General features: G+C 60.0%; 14 protein-coding genes. 10 read left to right on the top strand and 4 right to left on the bottom strand.

Annotated elements, in window-relative coordinates; genetic code table 11:
* The first annotated feature begins 1 nt into the window (after nucleotide 1).
* The 3 genes from N4G42_RS06265 (at nucleotide 2) to N4G42_RS06255 (ending at nucleotide 5,240) form a co-directional block, all read left to right on the top strand.
* Nucleotides 2-1,603 (top strand): efflux RND transporter periplasmic adaptor subunit, encoded by a 1,602-nt coding sequence (locus tag N4G42_RS06265; RefSeq protein WP_137747156.1) that lies wholly within the window; start codon nucleotides 2-4, stop codon nucleotides 1,601-1,603.
* A gap of 16 nt (nucleotides 1,604-1,619) precedes the next feature.
* Entirely contained in the window at nucleotides 1,620-4,802 is a 3,183-nt protein-coding gene (locus tag N4G42_RS06260) for a CusA/CzcA family heavy metal efflux RND transporter (protein ID WP_056637604.1), read from the top strand.
* Nucleotides 4,803-4,865: 63 nt separating this feature from the next.
* Nucleotides 4,866-5,240, top strand: a complete 375-nt coding sequence (locus N4G42_RS06255) for a hypothetical protein (RefSeq protein ID WP_056637607.1) — start codon at nucleotides 4,866-4,868, stop codon at nucleotides 5,238-5,240.
* A gap of 348 nt (nucleotides 5,241-5,588) precedes the next feature.
* On the opposite strand, the gene N4G42_RS06250 is transcribed toward N4G42_RS06255, so the two are convergent.
* Together N4G42_RS06250 and N4G42_RS06245 are read right to left on the bottom strand one after the other, a co-directional pair.
* The gene (locus tag N4G42_RS06250; protein WP_056637682.1) at nucleotides 5,589-7,190 is read right to left on the bottom strand and encodes a phosphoethanolamine transferase; all 1,602 of its coding nucleotides are present in this window, start codon (nucleotides 7,188-7,190) and stop codon (nucleotides 5,589-5,591) included.
* 241 nt (nucleotides 7,191-7,431) lie between these two features.
* On the bottom strand, nucleotides 7,432-7,767 hold the full coding sequence (locus N4G42_RS06245; protein ID WP_121943787.1) for a DUF4148 domain-containing protein: 336 nt from the start codon (nucleotides 7,765-7,767) through the stop codon (nucleotides 7,432-7,434).
* Between the two features lie 139 nt (nucleotides 7,768-7,906).
* Here N4G42_RS06245 and N4G42_RS06240 point away from each other — a divergent pair, with 139 nt between their 5' ends.
* Together N4G42_RS06240 and N4G42_RS06235 are read left to right on the top strand one after the other, a co-directional pair.
* Nucleotides 7,907-8,593, top strand: a complete 687-nt coding sequence (locus tag N4G42_RS06240) for a heavy metal response regulator transcription factor (RefSeq protein ID WP_121943788.1) — start codon at nucleotides 7,907-7,909, stop codon at nucleotides 8,591-8,593.
* Nucleotides 8,590-9,927, top strand: a complete 1,338-nt coding sequence (locus N4G42_RS06235) for a heavy metal sensor histidine kinase (RefSeq protein WP_121943789.1) — start codon at nucleotides 8,590-8,592, stop codon at nucleotides 9,925-9,927. The genes N4G42_RS06240 and N4G42_RS06235 overlap by 4 nt, the downstream gene beginning before the upstream one ends.
* Before the next feature lie 75 nt (nucleotides 9,928-10,002).
* On the opposite strand, the gene N4G42_RS06230 is transcribed toward N4G42_RS06235, so the two are convergent.
* Both N4G42_RS06230 and N4G42_RS25640 read right to left on the bottom strand, forming a co-directional pair.
* Nucleotides 10,003-10,341 (bottom strand): DUF4148 domain-containing protein, encoded by a 339-nt coding sequence (locus N4G42_RS06230; RefSeq protein ID WP_082576853.1) that lies wholly within the window; start codon nucleotides 10,339-10,341, stop codon nucleotides 10,003-10,005.
* A 556-nt stretch (nucleotides 10,342-10,897) separates the two neighbouring features.
* Nucleotides 10,898-11,185 carry a zinc ribbon domain-containing protein gene (locus N4G42_RS25640; RefSeq protein ID WP_082576855.1) on the bottom strand — a complete coding sequence of 96 codons (288 nt, stop codon included), beginning with the start codon at nucleotides 11,183-11,185 and terminating at the stop codon, nucleotides 10,898-10,900.
* Nucleotides 11,186-11,405: 220 nt separating this feature from the next.
* Between N4G42_RS25640 and N4G42_RS06225 the strand changes: the two genes are divergently transcribed.
* The 5 genes from N4G42_RS06225 to N4G42_RS06205 form a co-directional block, all read left to right on the top strand.
* Entirely contained in the window at nucleotides 11,406-11,792 is a 387-nt protein-coding gene (locus tag N4G42_RS06225; RefSeq protein WP_056642945.1) for a hypothetical protein, read from the top strand.
* Between the two features lie 191 nt (nucleotides 11,793-11,983).
* On the top strand, nucleotides 11,984-12,406 hold the full coding sequence (locus N4G42_RS06220) for a disulfide bond formation protein B (protein ID WP_056642948.1): 423 nt from the start codon (nucleotides 11,984-11,986) through the stop codon (nucleotides 12,404-12,406).
* Complete coding sequence (locus N4G42_RS06215) at nucleotides 12,396-13,052, top strand: DsbA family protein (RefSeq protein WP_056642951.1); 657 nt, start codon at nucleotides 12,396-12,398, stop codon at nucleotides 13,050-13,052. Before N4G42_RS06220 ends, N4G42_RS06215 begins: the two co-directional genes overlap by 11 nt.
* Nucleotides 13,053-13,168: 116 nt before the next feature.
* Nucleotides 13,169-15,397 carry a heavy metal translocating P-type ATPase gene (locus tag N4G42_RS06210; RefSeq protein ID WP_082576856.1) on the top strand — a complete coding sequence of 743 codons (2,229 nt, stop codon included), beginning with the start codon at nucleotides 13,169-13,171 and terminating at the stop codon, nucleotides 15,395-15,397.
* 2 nt (nucleotides 15,398-15,399) lie between these two features.
* Nucleotides 15,400-15,587: DUF3703 domain-containing protein (locus tag N4G42_RS06205; protein WP_260666553.1), on the top strand; the 188-nt coding region annotated here is incomplete at its 3' end.

Below are 15,587 nucleotides of genomic sequence, written 5' to 3'. Positions count from 1 at the left end.
CATGAACTCCATCAAATCAAGCATCAGCAAGAAGCACCTGATCGCCATCGCCGTCGTCATCGCGATGGGCGTTGGTGCTGGCGCCCTCATTCTGCAGGGAGGCAAGACGAAGGCTGCGGCCGGTGAGGGAGATGGCCACGGCCACGGCACCCACACTGAAGCCAAGGGGCACGGAGACGGCGAGCACCATGGCAAAGCGGATGGCAAGGGCCATGATGACGACAAAGGCCATGCCGACGGGGAGCATCACGAGAAGAGTGAGTCCAAGGGGACGAACGGTGGCAGCCTCTTCAAGGAAGGCGACTTCGGCCTGGAAGCTCTGCTTGCGGAAGACGGCGGCGAGCCGCGCCTTCGCGTCTGGATGTTCGACAAGGACAAGCCACTGCCGCAGAGCGCCGCCACGGTCGCCGCAACAATTACCCGGCCGACGGGTGAAAAACAGACGCTCTCGTTCATCCAGGAAAAGGACGGGTGGGTGAGCCGCGAGAGCGTGGCAGAACCACACGCGTTTGACATCGAGATCATTGCGCAAAAGGGCAATGAGCCTTTCATGTTCGTGATGAGCAAGGAAGAAGGCAAGGTCGAGCTGACCGATGCCCAGATCAAGGCGGCAGCCATCGGCGTTGACTCGGCATCTGCTGCGAGCATCAAGTCTGCGCTGCTGCTGCCCGGCGAGATCCGCCTCAACGAAGATCGCACCTCGCACGTGGTTCCACGCCTTGCTGGCGTGGTGGAAAGCGTTAACGCCAGCTTGGGCCAGGTCGTCAAGAAGGGGCAGGTGCTGGCCGCTATCGCGAGTCCCACAGCATCGGAGCAGCGCAGCGAGCTGCAGACGGCCCAAAAGCGCATGGCCTTGGCAAAGACGACCTACGAGCGGGAGAAGAAGCTTTGGGAGCAGAAGGTCTCGGCGGAGCAGGACTACCTGCAGGCCAAGCAGGCACTCAACGAAGCCGAAGTTGCTGTCGCCAACGCCAACCAGAAGTTGGGGGCATTGGGTCTGTCGTCCTCTTCCGCCTCGGGCCTGAACCGGCTTGAGCTGCGTGCGCCCTTTGATGGGATCGTCATCGAGAAGCATCTGAGCCTCGGCGAAGCCGTCAAGGAAGACGCCGCCGTGTTCACGATTTCTGATCTGAGCCAGGTGTGGGCGGAAATCAACGTTCCAGCCAAGGATCTCCCTCTCGTGCGGGTCGGTGAGAAAGTCACCATCAAGGCCACCGCGTTCGACGCTTCAGCGACGGGCACTGTGGCCTTCGTGGGCGCGCTCATCGGTGAGCAAACCCGAACCGCCAAGGCGCGGGTGGTGTTGGATAACCCCAAGGGAGCATGGCGGCCAGGCCTGTTCGTGAACGTCGAGGTCGTGGCTGATGAGGCAACTGTGCCCGTGACGATCGCTGCAGACGCAGTCCAGACGGTTGGGGACAAGCCTGTTGTCTTCCTCAAGGTCAATGGAGGCTTCATTGCCCAGCCCGTGCAGTTGGGACGCAGCGATGGCAAGCGTATCGAGGTTCTTCAGGGCATCAAGCCCGGAACGCCCTACGCAGCGTCCGGCAGCTTCGTCGTGAAGTCCGAACTGGGCAAGGCGTCCGCCGAGCACACGCACTGATCACGGAGCCTCACACATGTTTGAAAAACTGATTCGATTTTCGATCGAGCAGCGATGGCTGGTGCTGCTCGCTGCCATTGCAATGGGTGCCCTGGGCGTCTTCAACTACCAGAAGCTTCCCATCGACGCTGTTCCGGACATCACCAACGTCCAGGTGCAGATCAACACGCAAGCCGCCGGTTACTCACCACTGGAGACAGAGCAGCGCGTGACCTACCCCATCGAGACGGTCATGGCCGGTCTCCCCAATCTGGAGCAGACCCGGTCGTTGTCACGCTACGGCCTTTCCCAGGTCACGGTGATCTTCAAGGACGGCACCGACATCTACTTCGCGCGCCAGTTGGTGAACGAACGCATCCAGGAGGCCCGGGATAAGTTGCCGGCAGGCATCACCCCTGCGCTGGGACCTATCTCGACCGGCCTGGGCGAAATCTACCTGTGGACGGTTGAAACCAAGGATGGAGCCAAGAAGCCAGACGGCAACCCCTACACCCCGACAGACCTGCGTGAAATCCAGGATTGGATCATCAAGCCGCAGCTGCGCAATGTTCCAGGCGTCACCGAAATCAACTCCATCGGCGGTTTTGCGAAGGAATACCAGATTGCGCCAATCCCCGAGCGCCTGGCATCCCTCGGCGTGACGCTGCAAGACATCGTCACTGCTCTGGACCGCAACAACGGCAACGTTGGCGCGGGCTACATCGAGAAGCGCGGCGAACAGTACCTGGTTCGCGCCCCTGGCCAGGTCAAGTCGATGGAAGATATCGGCAACGTGATCTTGAGCAGTGCCAACGGTGTCCCTGTGCGTGTGCGGGATGTCGCCGACGTATCGATCGGCCGGGAACTGCGCACTGGCGCTGCCACGGACAACGGCCGTGAGGTCGTGCTCGGTACGGTCTTCATGCTCATCGGCGAGAACAGCCGTACCGTGTCGCAAGCCGTGGACAAGAAGATGGTGGAGATCAACCGCAACTTGCCAGAAGGCGTGCACGCGGTCACCGTCTACGACCGCACTGTCCTGGTGGACAAGGCCATCAGCACGGTGAAGAAGAACCTCATGGAAGGCGCGATCCTGGTGATCGTGATCCTCTTCCTTTTCCTGGGCAATATCCGGGCTGCGGTGATCACGGCAACGGTGATTCCGCTGTCGATGCTTTTCACGTTCACCGGCATGGTGAACTACAAGGTCAGTGCCAACCTGATGAGCCTTGGAGCGCTGGACTTCGGCATCATCATTGACGGCGCGGTTGTGATCGTGGAGAACTGCGTTCGCCGCCTGGCGCACGCCCAAGCCCACCATGGTCGACCACTGACACGGGCCGAGCGCTTCCATGAAGTGTTTCTGGCATCGAAAGAGTCTCGCCGCGCCCTTCTGTTTGGTCAGCTCATCATCATGGTGGTGTACCTGCCGATCTTCGCCCTCACTGGCGTCGAAGGAAAGATGTTCCACCCGATGGCGTTTACCGTGGTCGCGGCACTTGTCGGCGCAATGATCCTGTCGGTGACTTTCATCCCCGCCGCAGTCGCACTGTTCATAGGCAACCGGGTCAGCGAGAAGGAAAACTTCCTGCTCGGCCATGCGAAGCGAATCTATGCGCCGCTCCTGGATCGCGTCATGTCCGCCAAGGCAGTAGTGCTCTCCATTGCCGCAGTGGCCGTGGTGCTCTGCGGATTGATCGCGACCCGAATGGGCAGCGAGTTCGTTCCCCAACTCAATGAGGGTGACCTTGCCATCCAGGCGCTGCGAATCCCCGGTACCAGCCTCTCGCAATCTATCGCCATGCAGCGCCAGATCGAAGGGACGCTGAAAGAGAAGTTCCCTGAAATCGACCGGGTATTTGCCAGAACCGGCACTGCAGAAATTGCCTCGGACCCCATGCCGCCGAACATCTCGGACGGGTACATCATGCTCAAGCCCATGGACCAATGGCCCGAGCCACGCAAGACTCGTGACGAACTGCTTACCGCCATCCAAGAGGTGGTCGGCAAGATTCCCGGCAACAACTACGAGTTCTCGCAGCCGATCCAGTTGCGCTTCAACGAACTTATCTCCGGCGTGCGCAGCGACGTCGCGGTCAAGATCTTCGGGGACGACATGGACGTCCTGAACAAGTCGGCAGAAGAGATCTCTTCGATGCTGCAGAAGATCCAAGGGGCATCGGAGGTGAAGGTCGAGCAGACAACCGGGCTGCCGATGCTCACGGTGAATATCGACCGCCAGAAGGCGGCTCGCTATGGCCTGAACGTGGCCGACATCCAGGACACGGTGGCCACAGCCATCGGTGGACGTGAAGCCGGAACGATGTTCGAGGGTGATCGGCGATTTGACATCCTGGTGCGCCTGCCCGAAGCGATCCGCAATGACATGGAAGGCATGAAGCGACTGCCCATCCCGCTGCCTCGCTCAGCGGGCACTGCGGAAGCGCGGACCAACTTCATCCCACTTGCCGAAGTCGCTTCCTTTGAGCTCGCCCCCGGCCCTAACCAGGTCAGCCGCGAGAACGGCAAGCGGCGCATCGTGGTGAGCGCCAACGTGCGCGGCCGCGATGTGGGCTCCTTCGTTGCAGAAGCCGAACAAGGCCTGGCGCAGATCAAGATCCCGACGGGCTACTGGACAAGCTGGGGCGGCACGTTTGAGAACCTGCAGTCTGCCTCCAAGCGCCTGCAGATTGTGGTGCCCGTCTCACTGTTGCTCGTATTCGTGCTGCTGTTCGCAATGTTCGGAAATGCCAAGGACGGCCTGCTGGTGTTCACGGGCATTCCTTTCGCGCTGACGGGGGGCATCCTTGCGCTTTGGCTTCGCGACATCCCCATGTCGATCTCCGCGGCAGTTGGCTTCATCGCACTCTCAGGGGTCGCGGTGCTCAACGGCCTGGTGATGATCTCCTACATCCGCACGTTGAGAGAGGAAGGCGTTGCACTGGACGATGCGATCCGTGAAGGCGCGCTGACACGTCTGCGTCCCGTGCTCATGACGGCACTCGTTGCTTCTCTGGGCTTCATCCCAATGGCCATCGCTACGGGAACCGGGGCCGAGGTGCAGCGCCCGTTGGCCACCGTTGTGATCGGCGGCATTCTTTCCTCGACGCTCCTGACGCTCTTGGTCCTGCCCATCCTTTATCGCCTGGCCCACAAGCCTGACGAGCAGGTTGAGGACGTGACCGCAGAACCTGTACACCCAGTTCCCTCCGCCCAGTAATGGGCCTTCGGGCCCCGCAGTTTGCGGGGCCCATTTTTTATTCTGTTCAGCAAAGGAAATCCAATGAAAGCAACCAAGCTTCTCCTCGCACTCACCGTATTCATTTCCGGCGCAGCAATCGCCGCAGACAACCACGACACAAAGCCGCTGCATGGCGGTGTAGTGGCCCAGGCAAAAGACGTGGACTATGAGCTTGTGTCCGGCACCGACAAGCTGCAGCTCTACGTCCGCGACCATGGCAAGCCTGCAGACGTTGCTGGAATGGCGGCAAAGGTCACGCTGTTGACCGGTACTGAGAAGCAGGACGTCCAGCTGTTGCCAGTCGATGGAAAGCTGGAAGCTTCGGGCAGCTTCAAGGTGGCAGCAGGAACGAAAGCCGTTGCGGCAGTCACCAAAGGCGGCAAATCCGTCGCCTCGGTTCGATTCACCCTCAAGTAATCCAAGGTGCGGCGGGGCGCTTGAATGTGATTGCACTACGGCAGGCGCCCCGTTTCATGCAGGCAACAACACAGTTCAGAAACGTCTTAGGCCATGGGTCACGGACTAGCGGCTAAGCTGATTTGGATATGGATCAGCCTGATCGCCACGGTGCTGACGTTCTGGCGGGTCCGCCGCATTTGGCTGAAACGCCATCCGGAGCGAACCAAAGGCATAAAGTACAGCCAGCGTCTGGCCAATCGCATGCGAGACCGAAGGTTGACCCAACTGCGAGCCCGAAGACGAACGGGTTCTGATCAACGCACTCGCCATTGAGGCGGGGCGCCCAAGCGCGCCAGCCTGGATCTTTCAGTCAATCGGCCTGCACGCCGCCGAAATGTCCAGGTCCATTTCATAGACCTGGGTCGAGACACCTAGCAGCCCGAGCACAGAGTGGAAGAGGTTGTCATGCGACAAGGCGGCCGACGCCTTCTCCTTCAAGCAGGCGCTGTTGATCCCACGGCTCTCCTTGAAGCCTTCCGACAGCCACCAGACCATAGGCACCTTGGTCTGTTCGTCTGGTGCAATTGCTCTGGGCAGGCCGTGAAGAAACAGCCCTTTCTCGCCCAGCGACTCGCCGTGGTCGGACACGTAGAGCATCGCCGTATCGAAGCGGCTCTCCTGGCGCTTGAGAAAAGCTATGGCCTGGCCCAGAACATGGTCGGTGTAGAGCACCGCATTGTCATAGGCATTCACGATGCTCTGGCGATCACACTTGCGCAACTCGCCCGTATCACAGGTAGGTTCGAAACGCCTGAAGGCTGCAGGGTAGCGCTTGAAATAGGCGGGCCCGTGGTTGCCGAGCATGTGCAGGACCACAACCGTCGTAGTGTCAGAAGTCTCAGTGACGGACTCCAACCCCTGAAGAAGCACTTCGTCGAGACATCTCCCCTCAGAACAAAGTGCTGCAGCGGCAAGCGGGTCCACCGGGATGTTGCTGAGGCCATCGCAGACGCCCTTGCAGCCCGACTGATTGTCCTTCCAGTGCACCGTGATGCCGGCCCGTGCCAGAACATGGAGTAGCGACTCGGATGAGCGAATTCGAGCTTCATCGTAGTCTCGCCGTCCAATCGCCGAGAACATACAAGGAAGTGACGTTTCCGTGTCTGTTCCGCAGGCGGTGACGTCGCCAAAGTTGACTGCGTTCAACGCTTGAAGGTTCGGTGAAGTCTGGCGCTCATAGCCATTGAGTCCCCAATTTCCAGCACGCACCGTCTCTCCTACTACAAGGAACAGCAGCTTCGGCTTTTGGGTCTTTGTTGGTGCTGCCATGCGAGCATCCAGGCCGACGGATTGCCGGGACTTGGGTGTATCGACATCGGCCGACAAGACCCGAGCTGTCGAGTAGATCACGTTGGCGGGAGTGATGAGGTACCGCAGCTCCTTTTGGTTTCTCATCAACGCAGAAAAGTCCTGGAAGATGAGGAGCACGGCGGCCACCAGCGCCATGGCGCACGCAGCGCTGAAAACGAGGCGCCGCAGGACGGCACGCCACAAGGAAGTCTGGGTAAAGCGAATGCGCCATATCGCCCACAATGGCACCACCGAGTACAGCGAGGCATGGGCGATCAAGCTCCAGGTGATCAGCTCGCTGGCTTCAGCGGTGTCTGTCCGCAGCACATTGCGCAGCATGCTGGGATCGTAATAGACGCCATAGCGTTGCATGTAGAAGGTTGCAAAGGCTGCAACCAGCACTGATGCAGTGAGCAAAGGCCGAACGCTCCAACAGACCACAGCGGCGCTGAAGATCAGCCCGTGCAGCGCAATCAAGGCAACCACCAGTGCGCTGGCATACACCCATGTGTCCAGTGCCAACCAGTCACGGCCAGCCGTGCTCGCCTTCAAAAAAGAACCGTTGTAGGCCAGCGCCACGTACACACTGATCCATAGCACCAGTCTCTCTGCTGGCATGGCAGGGCGTCGCGGGAGCCACTGCCCCCAACGGGTAGGCCGTCGCCCGGGCTCCGTGAAGCCGCGCAGTCTGAAACTCATCTGACGTCGAGAGCATTGAACAGTACGCTGAATCGACCCACAATCGGCCTGCATGTACTGAAGAAAGAATTAGCAATCGCACCATGTCTTCTGCGACGCGATGGAACTAGCCCGGGGGCGATCAGTTGCTCTCACCCCCTATTTTGCTGCGTACGCCCGTTTAGCGGCCTCCACGCTCCCGTAGTAGCCGTATCCTCTCTTCGGGAGTCATATTCAGAAACTCTGCGCGTACTTGTTCTCTGGTTTTTGCAGGTTCTGTGGACTTCGTCGGCACCACTCCTCCGCGCGACAGAATATCGAGCGAGCCATCTTTTCGAGCCGCGTCAACTGTTTTCTGGACGTCGCCACGCAGCAGGTCATCTGATACATGGCTGGGATGGGTTGTTGCACCGACCTCGCCTCCTGCCTCGTGGTACAGGGATGAGGCCATCGCCGCACTCGGGGCCAGAAATGCTGCTGTAGTCAGCGAGAGAATGAGTTTTGCCTGCTTATTCATAGTGTTCGCCTGTTGACATGGTTCTCGCCGCGTGCGAGGACCTGGTGCGAACTCTAGAAAGGCGTGGGGGACAAGTTGCAGACACCCAGATTACGAATTTGTAATCGGCTCCGCGGTCGATCTCCAGGAGAATCAACGAATGAAAATCTTGGTCATTGAAGATGAGATCAAACTCGCCGAGTACCTCAAGAAAGGGCTTGGCGAAGCGGGGCACAACGTTGATATCGTCCACAACGGTGTCGATGGTCTGCACATGGCACTGGAGGGTGGGTACGACCTTCTGATACTCGATGGCATGCTGCCTGGCATTGACGGGTTCACGCTTTTGACGGCGTTTCGCAAGACGAAGCAGACCCCCGTCCTGATGCTCACCGCCCGGGTCAGTGTCGAAGACCGGGTGCGCGGCTTGCAAACCGGTGCTGACGACTACCTGGTCAAACCCTTCGCCTTCTCAGAACTATCTGCCCGCGTGCAGGTGCTGCTTCGCCGGGCGCACGGCGCCAAGGATGCTGGCGAGCCGACCGTGCTGGGCATCGCGAACCTTGAACTCGACCTGATACGCCGCAAGGCTACGCGTGGAGGCCAGAGGCTTGAACTCACGGCAAAGGAGTTCTTGCTGCTCGCATTGTTCCTGCGACGAAAGGGCGAAGTTCTTTCTCGCACCGAAATTGCAGAACAGGTCTGGGACATGAACTTCGACAGCGACACCAATGTGGTGGAGGTGGCGATTCGACGGCTGCGCACGAAGATGGACTTGCCCTTTGACAAGACCTTGCTGCACACGGTGCGTGGCATGGGTTATGTGATGGAAGAGCGAGAGCAATGAACCCCCTGCCACGCGCGCACTCGCTGCGCGCTCGTCTATCGCTTTGGCTCGCTGCGCAGAGCCTCGTGGGCCTGGGCATCGTCTGCCTTGTCGTTTACTTGGTCACGGCCCACAACCTCAGGCAGCGCCAGGTCGAAACGCTCACTCAGAAGGAAGCTATCGTCAGGCACCTATTGAGCAACATCGACGAGCATGCCAAGGAAAGCTCGCAGGAGCATCCGTTGAGCGATTTCCTGATTGGGCACGAAGATTTTCGCGTGCTCGTCCGCACCCAGGATGGGGACATGGTGTTCCCGAAAGCTGCACCATCCCCGGACAATTCTCGGAGGGTGTCGAGGATGTTCGCCGTCCAGCCCACCGACGGAAAAGGCCAGACTTTCAACGTCGACTTGTCAATGAACATCTCCTCCGATGTCCAGCACCTGAACCGGCTGGCCATCACGTTGGCGATAGCCGCAGTTGTGGGGACCTTCGTCATCTCGCTGGGAGGCATGTCCATCGTGAGCTACGGCCTGGCCCCAGTGCGACAGCTTGCGTACCAGCTGAGGTCCTTGTCCGCTGACAACTTGCGCCCGCGCTTGGACGGTGCCGGTCAGCCCGCAGAGCTTGTACCTCTGGTGGAGCAGTTCAACGGCTTGCTCGGCCGACTGGATCTTGCATACACCCAACTCGAGGGATTCAACGCTGACGTTTCGCACGAGCTGCGAACCCCTTTGGCAACGCTCGTCGCCAGCAATGAGCTGGCGCTGCGACGACCAGGGAACTTCGATATGGAGGAAGTTTTGTCCTCCAACCTGGAAGAACTTCACCGCCTCACTGGCATCATCAACGACATGCTGTTTCTGTCGCAGGCAGACAGGGGCGCCACTGCAAGACGTTCATTTGTCCCAAGCCTTGCGGCAATCGTCGAACGAGTGGCTGATTACCATGAGGCCGCACTGGCGGATGCTGATTTGCGACTGAAGGTCTCAGGCGATAGCTCCGGCCATTTCGATGAACCGCTACTTCGGCGCGCCGTGTCCAACCTGATCGGGAACGCAACCCAATACGCGAAACGGGGCACTGCCATCGAAGTGAACATAGTCATCGTGTCAGACACAGAGGTGAGCTTGGTCGTCGCGAACCAAGGCGAAATGGTCTCGCCTGAGATCCTGGGACGTATATTTGATCGGTTCTTCCGCGCCTCTGCTTCCCGTGAGCATGGGCAGAAGAACCATGGACTAGGTTTGGCCATCACCTCGGCGATTGCGCGCATGCACGGAGGCCGCACGACCGCAGCCAGTACCAATGGCAAGACCGAGATTGGCCTTGTACTGGTGAAGACCTTTGCATAGGTCCAGAGTCAAGACTCATTGCTGCCAGCCAAACCCCGACATCGAGGGTTTGACGTGCAATCAACGCAGTTGGGATCAGGGGGCGGGAACGGCCGGGACTGGTGCACCAACGCGGCGTGCCGCCCAGCTTGGGTGCTTCTGAGAGCGCTCCAGGTCAGCCAGCACTTCTTCGCGGGTTATGGCCTTGCCTTTCACCGGAACTGGTGCACCGAAGCGGTGGTACTGCCACGTGCCGTCTTTCTTGGACTGGTCCATTTCGGCGAGAACCTGTTCGCGCGACTTGCCAACCTCGGCATGTTCTGGATGGGTGGTGTAGCCCAGTTCTGTCGGCGCAGAGTGGATGACGCTGCTTGCCATTGCCGGGGCTGCAAGGGCTACGAAAGAGAGAGCGGTGAGTACGGTACGGACTGCCATGAGATATCTCCTTGGTTGGAATCAACGTGCACTGCAGACCGCACCAACCGTTGGACGCTCTACATTGCACATGTGACAGTCTGCTGACCGCATGCCGACAAGTTGCGCACCGAGAGATTACAAGTTCGTCATGTGTTCGCAGCACCCAGGAACCAAGCAGGCACGTTGATGCGCATTGGACTCAAGCCAGGGGGCCCGACGAAGACGCCGAAGTTGCTGCACTGCTCCTGTTCGCGGCGAGCCATGCACGACCAAGACCAGTGATCCGGCGAACCGTCGCCGTGCCCGAGCCTGCTACGTCTGGTAGGTCTGCTTCAACCATCCCTGCTGCGGAGAGCAGACGAAGCAGGTCGATGTCCCCAGTCTTCGTTACCTGCTTTGGCAAGGTGCCAGTTTCGATCTCTCGAAGAAACTCCAATGGCACGCTGCTCCCCTTGCATCGTGTAGATGTGTTGCGGCCTGACCGACGTCCTGACCCGGATGCCGTCACCCGTGGCACTGTGTGAGCGCCCCACGCCCGAATCGAGTGCTCGGCATGCCGGCACGTAGATTTCGGTCACCCTCTGGCCTGACCGCAGGACCCGCAAAATCGTGCACTGGGTGCGATTACCGTAGAGCACTTGGTGCACTGCGTTGCGACCATACTGGTTCCACACTGTTGGCAAAACCTTGCCCCTGGCTGGTTCGCGCAGCCGCAGCTCGCGCACGCGACGAGGTTTGCTGGTCGCGGGGTGTTGTATCCGTTGCCATAGCTGCGATTGTGGTCACTGTCTCGGTAATGTCCGCCATGATGGCCGCGGCCACCGCCGTGGTGTCCACTGAAAAGCTTGTTGAAGAAACCCATCACATCCTCCTGTGCATGTCGTGATGGGGCTATTTGAAAGCTTGTAGTGGCTTCAAGGTCAACAAATTTCGCCTGACATGGGCCTACCTTGCAGAGATGTAATCTGCGCGAAAACTTGGCGTTATCCGGGCATCTTCGTAGGGCCGATTCTTCCCATGTTTTGCATGGGGCACAGCCATTCGCAGTGGTGGTTCCCAGGCGGGGCCACTACAATTTTCGAATGCGTTCCAAACTGCTCGCTCTGCTCATCGCACTGTTGCCTTTGCAACTGTGCTGGGCTGCAGTGGCTCCTTACGCGCACAAAGATGCACGCGGTGCCGCGCATATTGCCGGCGTGCATGGTCTTGAGATCTTGCAATCGCAGGAGAACCCTTTTGACGTGGGTCCGGTGTACGAGATCGCTCTCGATTCTTCGCAGCAAACGGATGCCTCCGGGGCCGACCTGGACTGCGGCGTCTGTCATTCGCACAACCCGGCCGCACCACAACCCAGCCTCATTGCCGCTATCGCGGCGGTCCATGAATTTTTTGGTGCAATCGCGTTTGCACTGAAACCTCCTCCCGCGCCTCTCCGCCCTGAACGCCCGCAGTGGCGCGCCCTGGCCTGACCAGGGCATCGGTTCCTCACCGAAACCGCTGCCAACTCGCGAGCCAGCCCGCCGTGCTGTAGCTGGCCTGTCCGTTCGTTTCAGGGAGTTCCCATGGTCTTTGCCGACGTTTCGTGCGGCCTACTGATCTCATGGGCGCGTAGCACCACACGGGCGCGCGCTTTCAAATCTCGCACGCAGGGCTGGTGCCCATGAGCAGGCCTTGGCTACCACTCCTGTGCGCCTGGCTGGTCTCGATCGTGGCCACCGGCAGTGCCGTGTTCATCGGCGAAGTCATGGGCATGACACCGTGCGTGCTGTGCTGGTACCAGCGCATCGCCATGTTCCCCATCGCTCTGGTCCTTGGCATGTCACTGTACGCAGAAGACCGCCGAGGAGCTGTCTACGCGTTGCCGATGGCACTCACTGGCTTGGTGATCGCTGGCTATCACAGCCTCCTGGTGGCAGGGCTGGTTCCTCAGGCGTGGATCCCATGCTCCGCAGGAGTGTCTTGCGCCAACCAGAAGCTCAGCATCTTTTGGGGTCTGGAGCTGCCTTGGCTCTCGTTTGCATCCTTCGCTGCCATAGCAGCGCTCCTCTTCGTCTACCTGCGCGGAACCCGTCATGATCTCTAGAAAAGCAATCGTCGCCCTTGTGCTGATCGTTTCAGCAGGTGCCTTCGCTGTTGGTGCATACGTATACCAGCGCAACGCACAGTTGGATCAGCAAGCAATCGCCATCAGCCAGTCCGAGCACCTTGTGCGGATGCACTCACCGGTCCTGGGTCCTCGCGAAGCGCCGGTCACCATCGTGGAGTTCTTTGATCCCGCGTGCGAGACGTGCCGCGCCTTCTATCCCATCGTCAAAGACCTGATGCGGCAATACCCCTCCGATGTTCGGTTGGTGATCAGGTACGCCCCCTTTCACAGGGGCGCAGATCAGGTGGTCAAGCTGCTGGAAGCCGCGCGCAAGCAAGATCGATTCGTTCCCGTGCTTGAGTCCTTGCTCGACACGCAGCCAAGCTGGGCAGACCACGGCTCCCCTCGCCTGGAGCTGGCCTCTAGGGCGGCAGCGCAAGCTGGTTTGGACCTGCAACGCGCGCAGGCGGATATGGCTGCCCCAACGATGGATGCTGTCATCCAGCAGGATGTGCAGGATCTCACCGCGCTCCAGGTCAACAAGACGCCGACCTTCTTTGTCAATGGTCGCGCGCTTCCCAGTTTCGGAGCAAAGCAGCTGGCAGACCTGGTTTCCCAGGAGGTCGTGAAGGCCAAAAAGTAGAAGCCGCCATGCAGATTTCCACCCGCCCGGGTTGGCGCCGCAGTCAACACATCGCAGCGCTTGACTCTGAAGTTACTTGAAGGTTTCCAATCACATTACACCAAGGAACCAACACCATGAATTCGAAAGAGAACGCCTACAACGACCATGCTGCAGACGCCTGCTGCGCTGCAGACGCGAAGGCATCGGCGCCAGCACCCGCTCCCCCTGCGGGTTTCGTATCGAAGGGGACCGTGTTCCGAATCTCAACGATGGACTGTGCCGCTGAAGAGAGCGAAATCCGGCGCGCGCTGGAGCCCATATCGGGTGTGCGAGGGCTGGGCTTCCAGTTGGGTGCGCGCACTCTGACGATCGACGCGCCTGAGGACGTGATCCCTGAGGCTGTGGCTGCAATCCGCAAGGCGGGCTTCAATCCGGAGCCTGCGGCGCCTACCCAAGGTGGGGCTGATAGCGATGACCACGGCAATACGGCAGAAGGACTTTGGCGGATGGTGCTGGCACTTGCGCTGGCAATTGCTGCGGAGACCCTGTCTTTCTTCGCACCGGACACCACGGTGTTCAAGGGCATCGGCATGGCCGTTGCGGCCGCAGCGATCTGGCTCGCAGGCTTCTCCACCTACCGCAAGGGCTTCGCAGCGCTCATGCAAGGGCGCCTGAACATCAATGCCCTGATGACCGTCGCCGTGACCGGGGCCTTCCTCATTGGTCAGTGGCCAGAGGCTGCCATGGTGATGGCCTTGTACGCTATCGCCGAGCTGATTGAAGGACGGGCAGTCGACCGGGCTAGAAATGCGATCAAGAGCCTGCTCGACCTCACGCCAGATACCGCTGAAGTCCGCCAGCCCGACGGAAGCTGGACGATGACGCCGGCGGCGGATGTGCAAATAGACACGATCGTTCGCGTGAAGCCTGGTGCGCGTATACCGCTCGACGGGACCGTGGCCAGCGGTACCAGCGCTGTCAACCAGGCACCGGTTACGGGAGAGAGTATCCCGGTGGACAAGGTGCAGGGCGACCCCGTATTCGCAGGCACGATCAACGAGACCGGCACCATTGAAATCACGGTGACGGCCGCAGCAAGCAATACAACCTTGGCCCGCATCATCCAGTCGGTCGAGCAAGCCCAGGGCTCGCGGGCTCCGACACAACAATTCGTTGATCGGTTTGCGGCCATCTATACGCCAGCGGTGTTCATCATCGCTGTCCTGGTCGCAGTCCTGACCCCTGTGTTCCTGGACTTCACATGGATGCAGGCGCTGTACAAGGCGCTGGTCTTGCTGGTCATCGCATGCCCCTGCGCCCTGGTGATTGCAACCCCTGTCACGGTGGTCAGCGGGCTCGCATCGGCGGCTCGCCGCGGGATCCTAATCAAGGGTGGGGTGTACCTCGAAGATGCACACAAGCTCAAGGCCATCGCGCTGGACAAGACCGGGACGATCACGGAAGGCAAGCCGAAGCTCGTGGAGAAGGCCGTTCTTGCATCCCAGCAGCCTGAAGCTGTTGTGCTTCGATGGGCGGCGGATCTCGCAGGACATTCGGATCACCCTGTATCGAAGGCCATCGCACAGGGCCTGGATGCCGGAGAAGGCGGTGTGAGCGGTTTCAAGGCGCTTGCCGGCAGGGGCATAGAAGCCCAACTTCAAGGACAGACGCTGGTGCTGGGGAATCACCGCCTTATCGAAGAGCGGGGACTGTGCTCACCAGCGATAGAGGAACTGCTCGCCAGCCACGAAGCCAAGGGGCGCACGGTCACCCTTCTGGCGGATGAACGGGAGGTTCTTGCCATCTTTGCTGTGGCTGACACAATCAAAGACAGCTCGCGCGAGGCCATAGAGCAGTTGCACGAGCTCGGCGTCGCGTCGGTCATGCTCACAGGTGACAACGTGTCGACGGCGCAGGCCATTGCTAAGCAGGCGGGCATCGACAAGGCGCAAGGAAATCTGCTACCCGAGGACAAGCTGTCTGCCATCGAGAAAATGCAGGCTGAACACGGTCGCACCGCGATGACTGGGGACGGGATCAACGATGCCCCGGCGCTTGCACGTTCCGACATCGGCATTGCCATGGGCGCCGCGGGCACGGACACGGCCATGGAAGCCGCAGACATCGTCATCATGAATGACGATCTGCGACGCATCCCCGAGGTCATAAGGCTCTCTCGGCGCACACGCAACATCCTTTTGCAGAACATCGTGTTCGCCCTGGGCATCAAGGCCTTGTTCCTGGTCCTCGCCGTGTTCGGAAGCGCGTCCATGTGGATGGCTGTCTTCGCCGACATGGGGGCCAGCCTTCTGGTGGTGATCAACGGCCTGCGCCTGCTGCGCGGCGTGTCAAACAAGGCCTGAGCATGACAACGTTTGGAACAAGAATCCGCCCCGCCGTGGATGCTGAACTGCAGGCAGCCAAGACTGCTGACAACGCAGGCCAGGCACAGCTGAGCTTTCGCCATCTGGAGCGCGCCCATGTGCTTGGCCAACCCTGGGCCTGCGAAATGTGCGACATCTCGATAGCACCGACCTCCGGTGTGGCAGCTTC

It is taken from the genome of Acidovorax sp. K2F (assembly GCF_025246485.1).
In the GTDB taxonomy this organism is placed as follows: Bacteria; Pseudomonadota; Gammaproteobacteria; order Burkholderiales; family Burkholderiaceae_C; genus Acidovorax; species Acidovorax delafieldii.
Note: the sequence above shows the minus strand (reverse complement) of the source record. Positions and strands in the feature narration are given on the sequence as shown.

What these genes read in the sequence shown, in the direction of transcription:
- N4G42_RS06260 (WP_056637604.1), top strand. Translation starts at nt 1,620, where the DNA reads ATGTTTGAAAAACTGATTCGATTTTCGATCGAGCAGCGATGGCTGGTG.
- N4G42_RS06245 (WP_121943787.1), bottom strand. Translation starts at nt 7,767, where the DNA reads ATGAATAAGCAGGCAAAACTCATTCTCTCGCTGACTACAGCAGCATTT.
- N4G42_RS06220 (WP_056642948.1), top strand. Translation starts at nt 11,984, where the DNA reads ATGAGCAGGCCTTGGCTACCACTCCTGTGCGCCTGGCTGGTCTCGATC.
- N4G42_RS25640 (WP_082576855.1), bottom strand. Translation starts at nt 11,185, where the DNA reads ATGGGTTTCTTCAACAAGCTTTTCAGTGGACACCACGGCGGTGGCCGC.
- N4G42_RS06210 (WP_082576856.1), top strand. Translation starts at nt 13,169, where the DNA reads ATGAATTCGAAAGAGAACGCCTACAACGACCATGCTGCAGACGCCTGC.
- N4G42_RS06265 (WP_137747156.1), top strand. Translation starts at nt 2, where the DNA reads ATGAACTCCATCAAATCAAGCATCAGCAAGAAGCACCTGATCGCCATC.
- N4G42_RS06235 (WP_121943789.1), top strand. Translation starts at nt 8,590, where the DNA reads ATGAACCCCCTGCCACGCGCGCACTCGCTGCGCGCTCGTCTATCGCTT.
- N4G42_RS06240 (WP_121943788.1), top strand. Translation starts at nt 7,907, where the DNA reads ATGAAAATCTTGGTCATTGAAGATGAGATCAAACTCGCCGAGTACCTC.
- N4G42_RS06225 (WP_056642945.1), top strand. Translation starts at nt 11,406, where the DNA reads ATGCGTTCCAAACTGCTCGCTCTGCTCATCGCACTGTTGCCTTTGCAA.
- N4G42_RS06250 (WP_056637682.1), bottom strand. Translation starts at nt 7,190, where the DNA reads ATGCCAGCAGAGAGACTGGTGCTATGGATCAGTGTGTACGTGGCGCTG.
- N4G42_RS06230 (WP_082576853.1), bottom strand. Translation starts at nt 10,341, where the DNA reads ATGGCAGTCCGTACCGTACTCACCGCTCTCTCTTTCGTAGCCCTTGCA.
- N4G42_RS06255 (WP_056637607.1), top strand. Translation starts at nt 4,866, where the DNA reads ATGAAAGCAACCAAGCTTCTCCTCGCACTCACCGTATTCATTTCCGGC.
- N4G42_RS06215 (WP_056642951.1), top strand. Translation starts at nt 12,396, where the DNA reads ATGATCTCTAGAAAAGCAATCGTCGCCCTTGTGCTGATCGTTTCAGCA.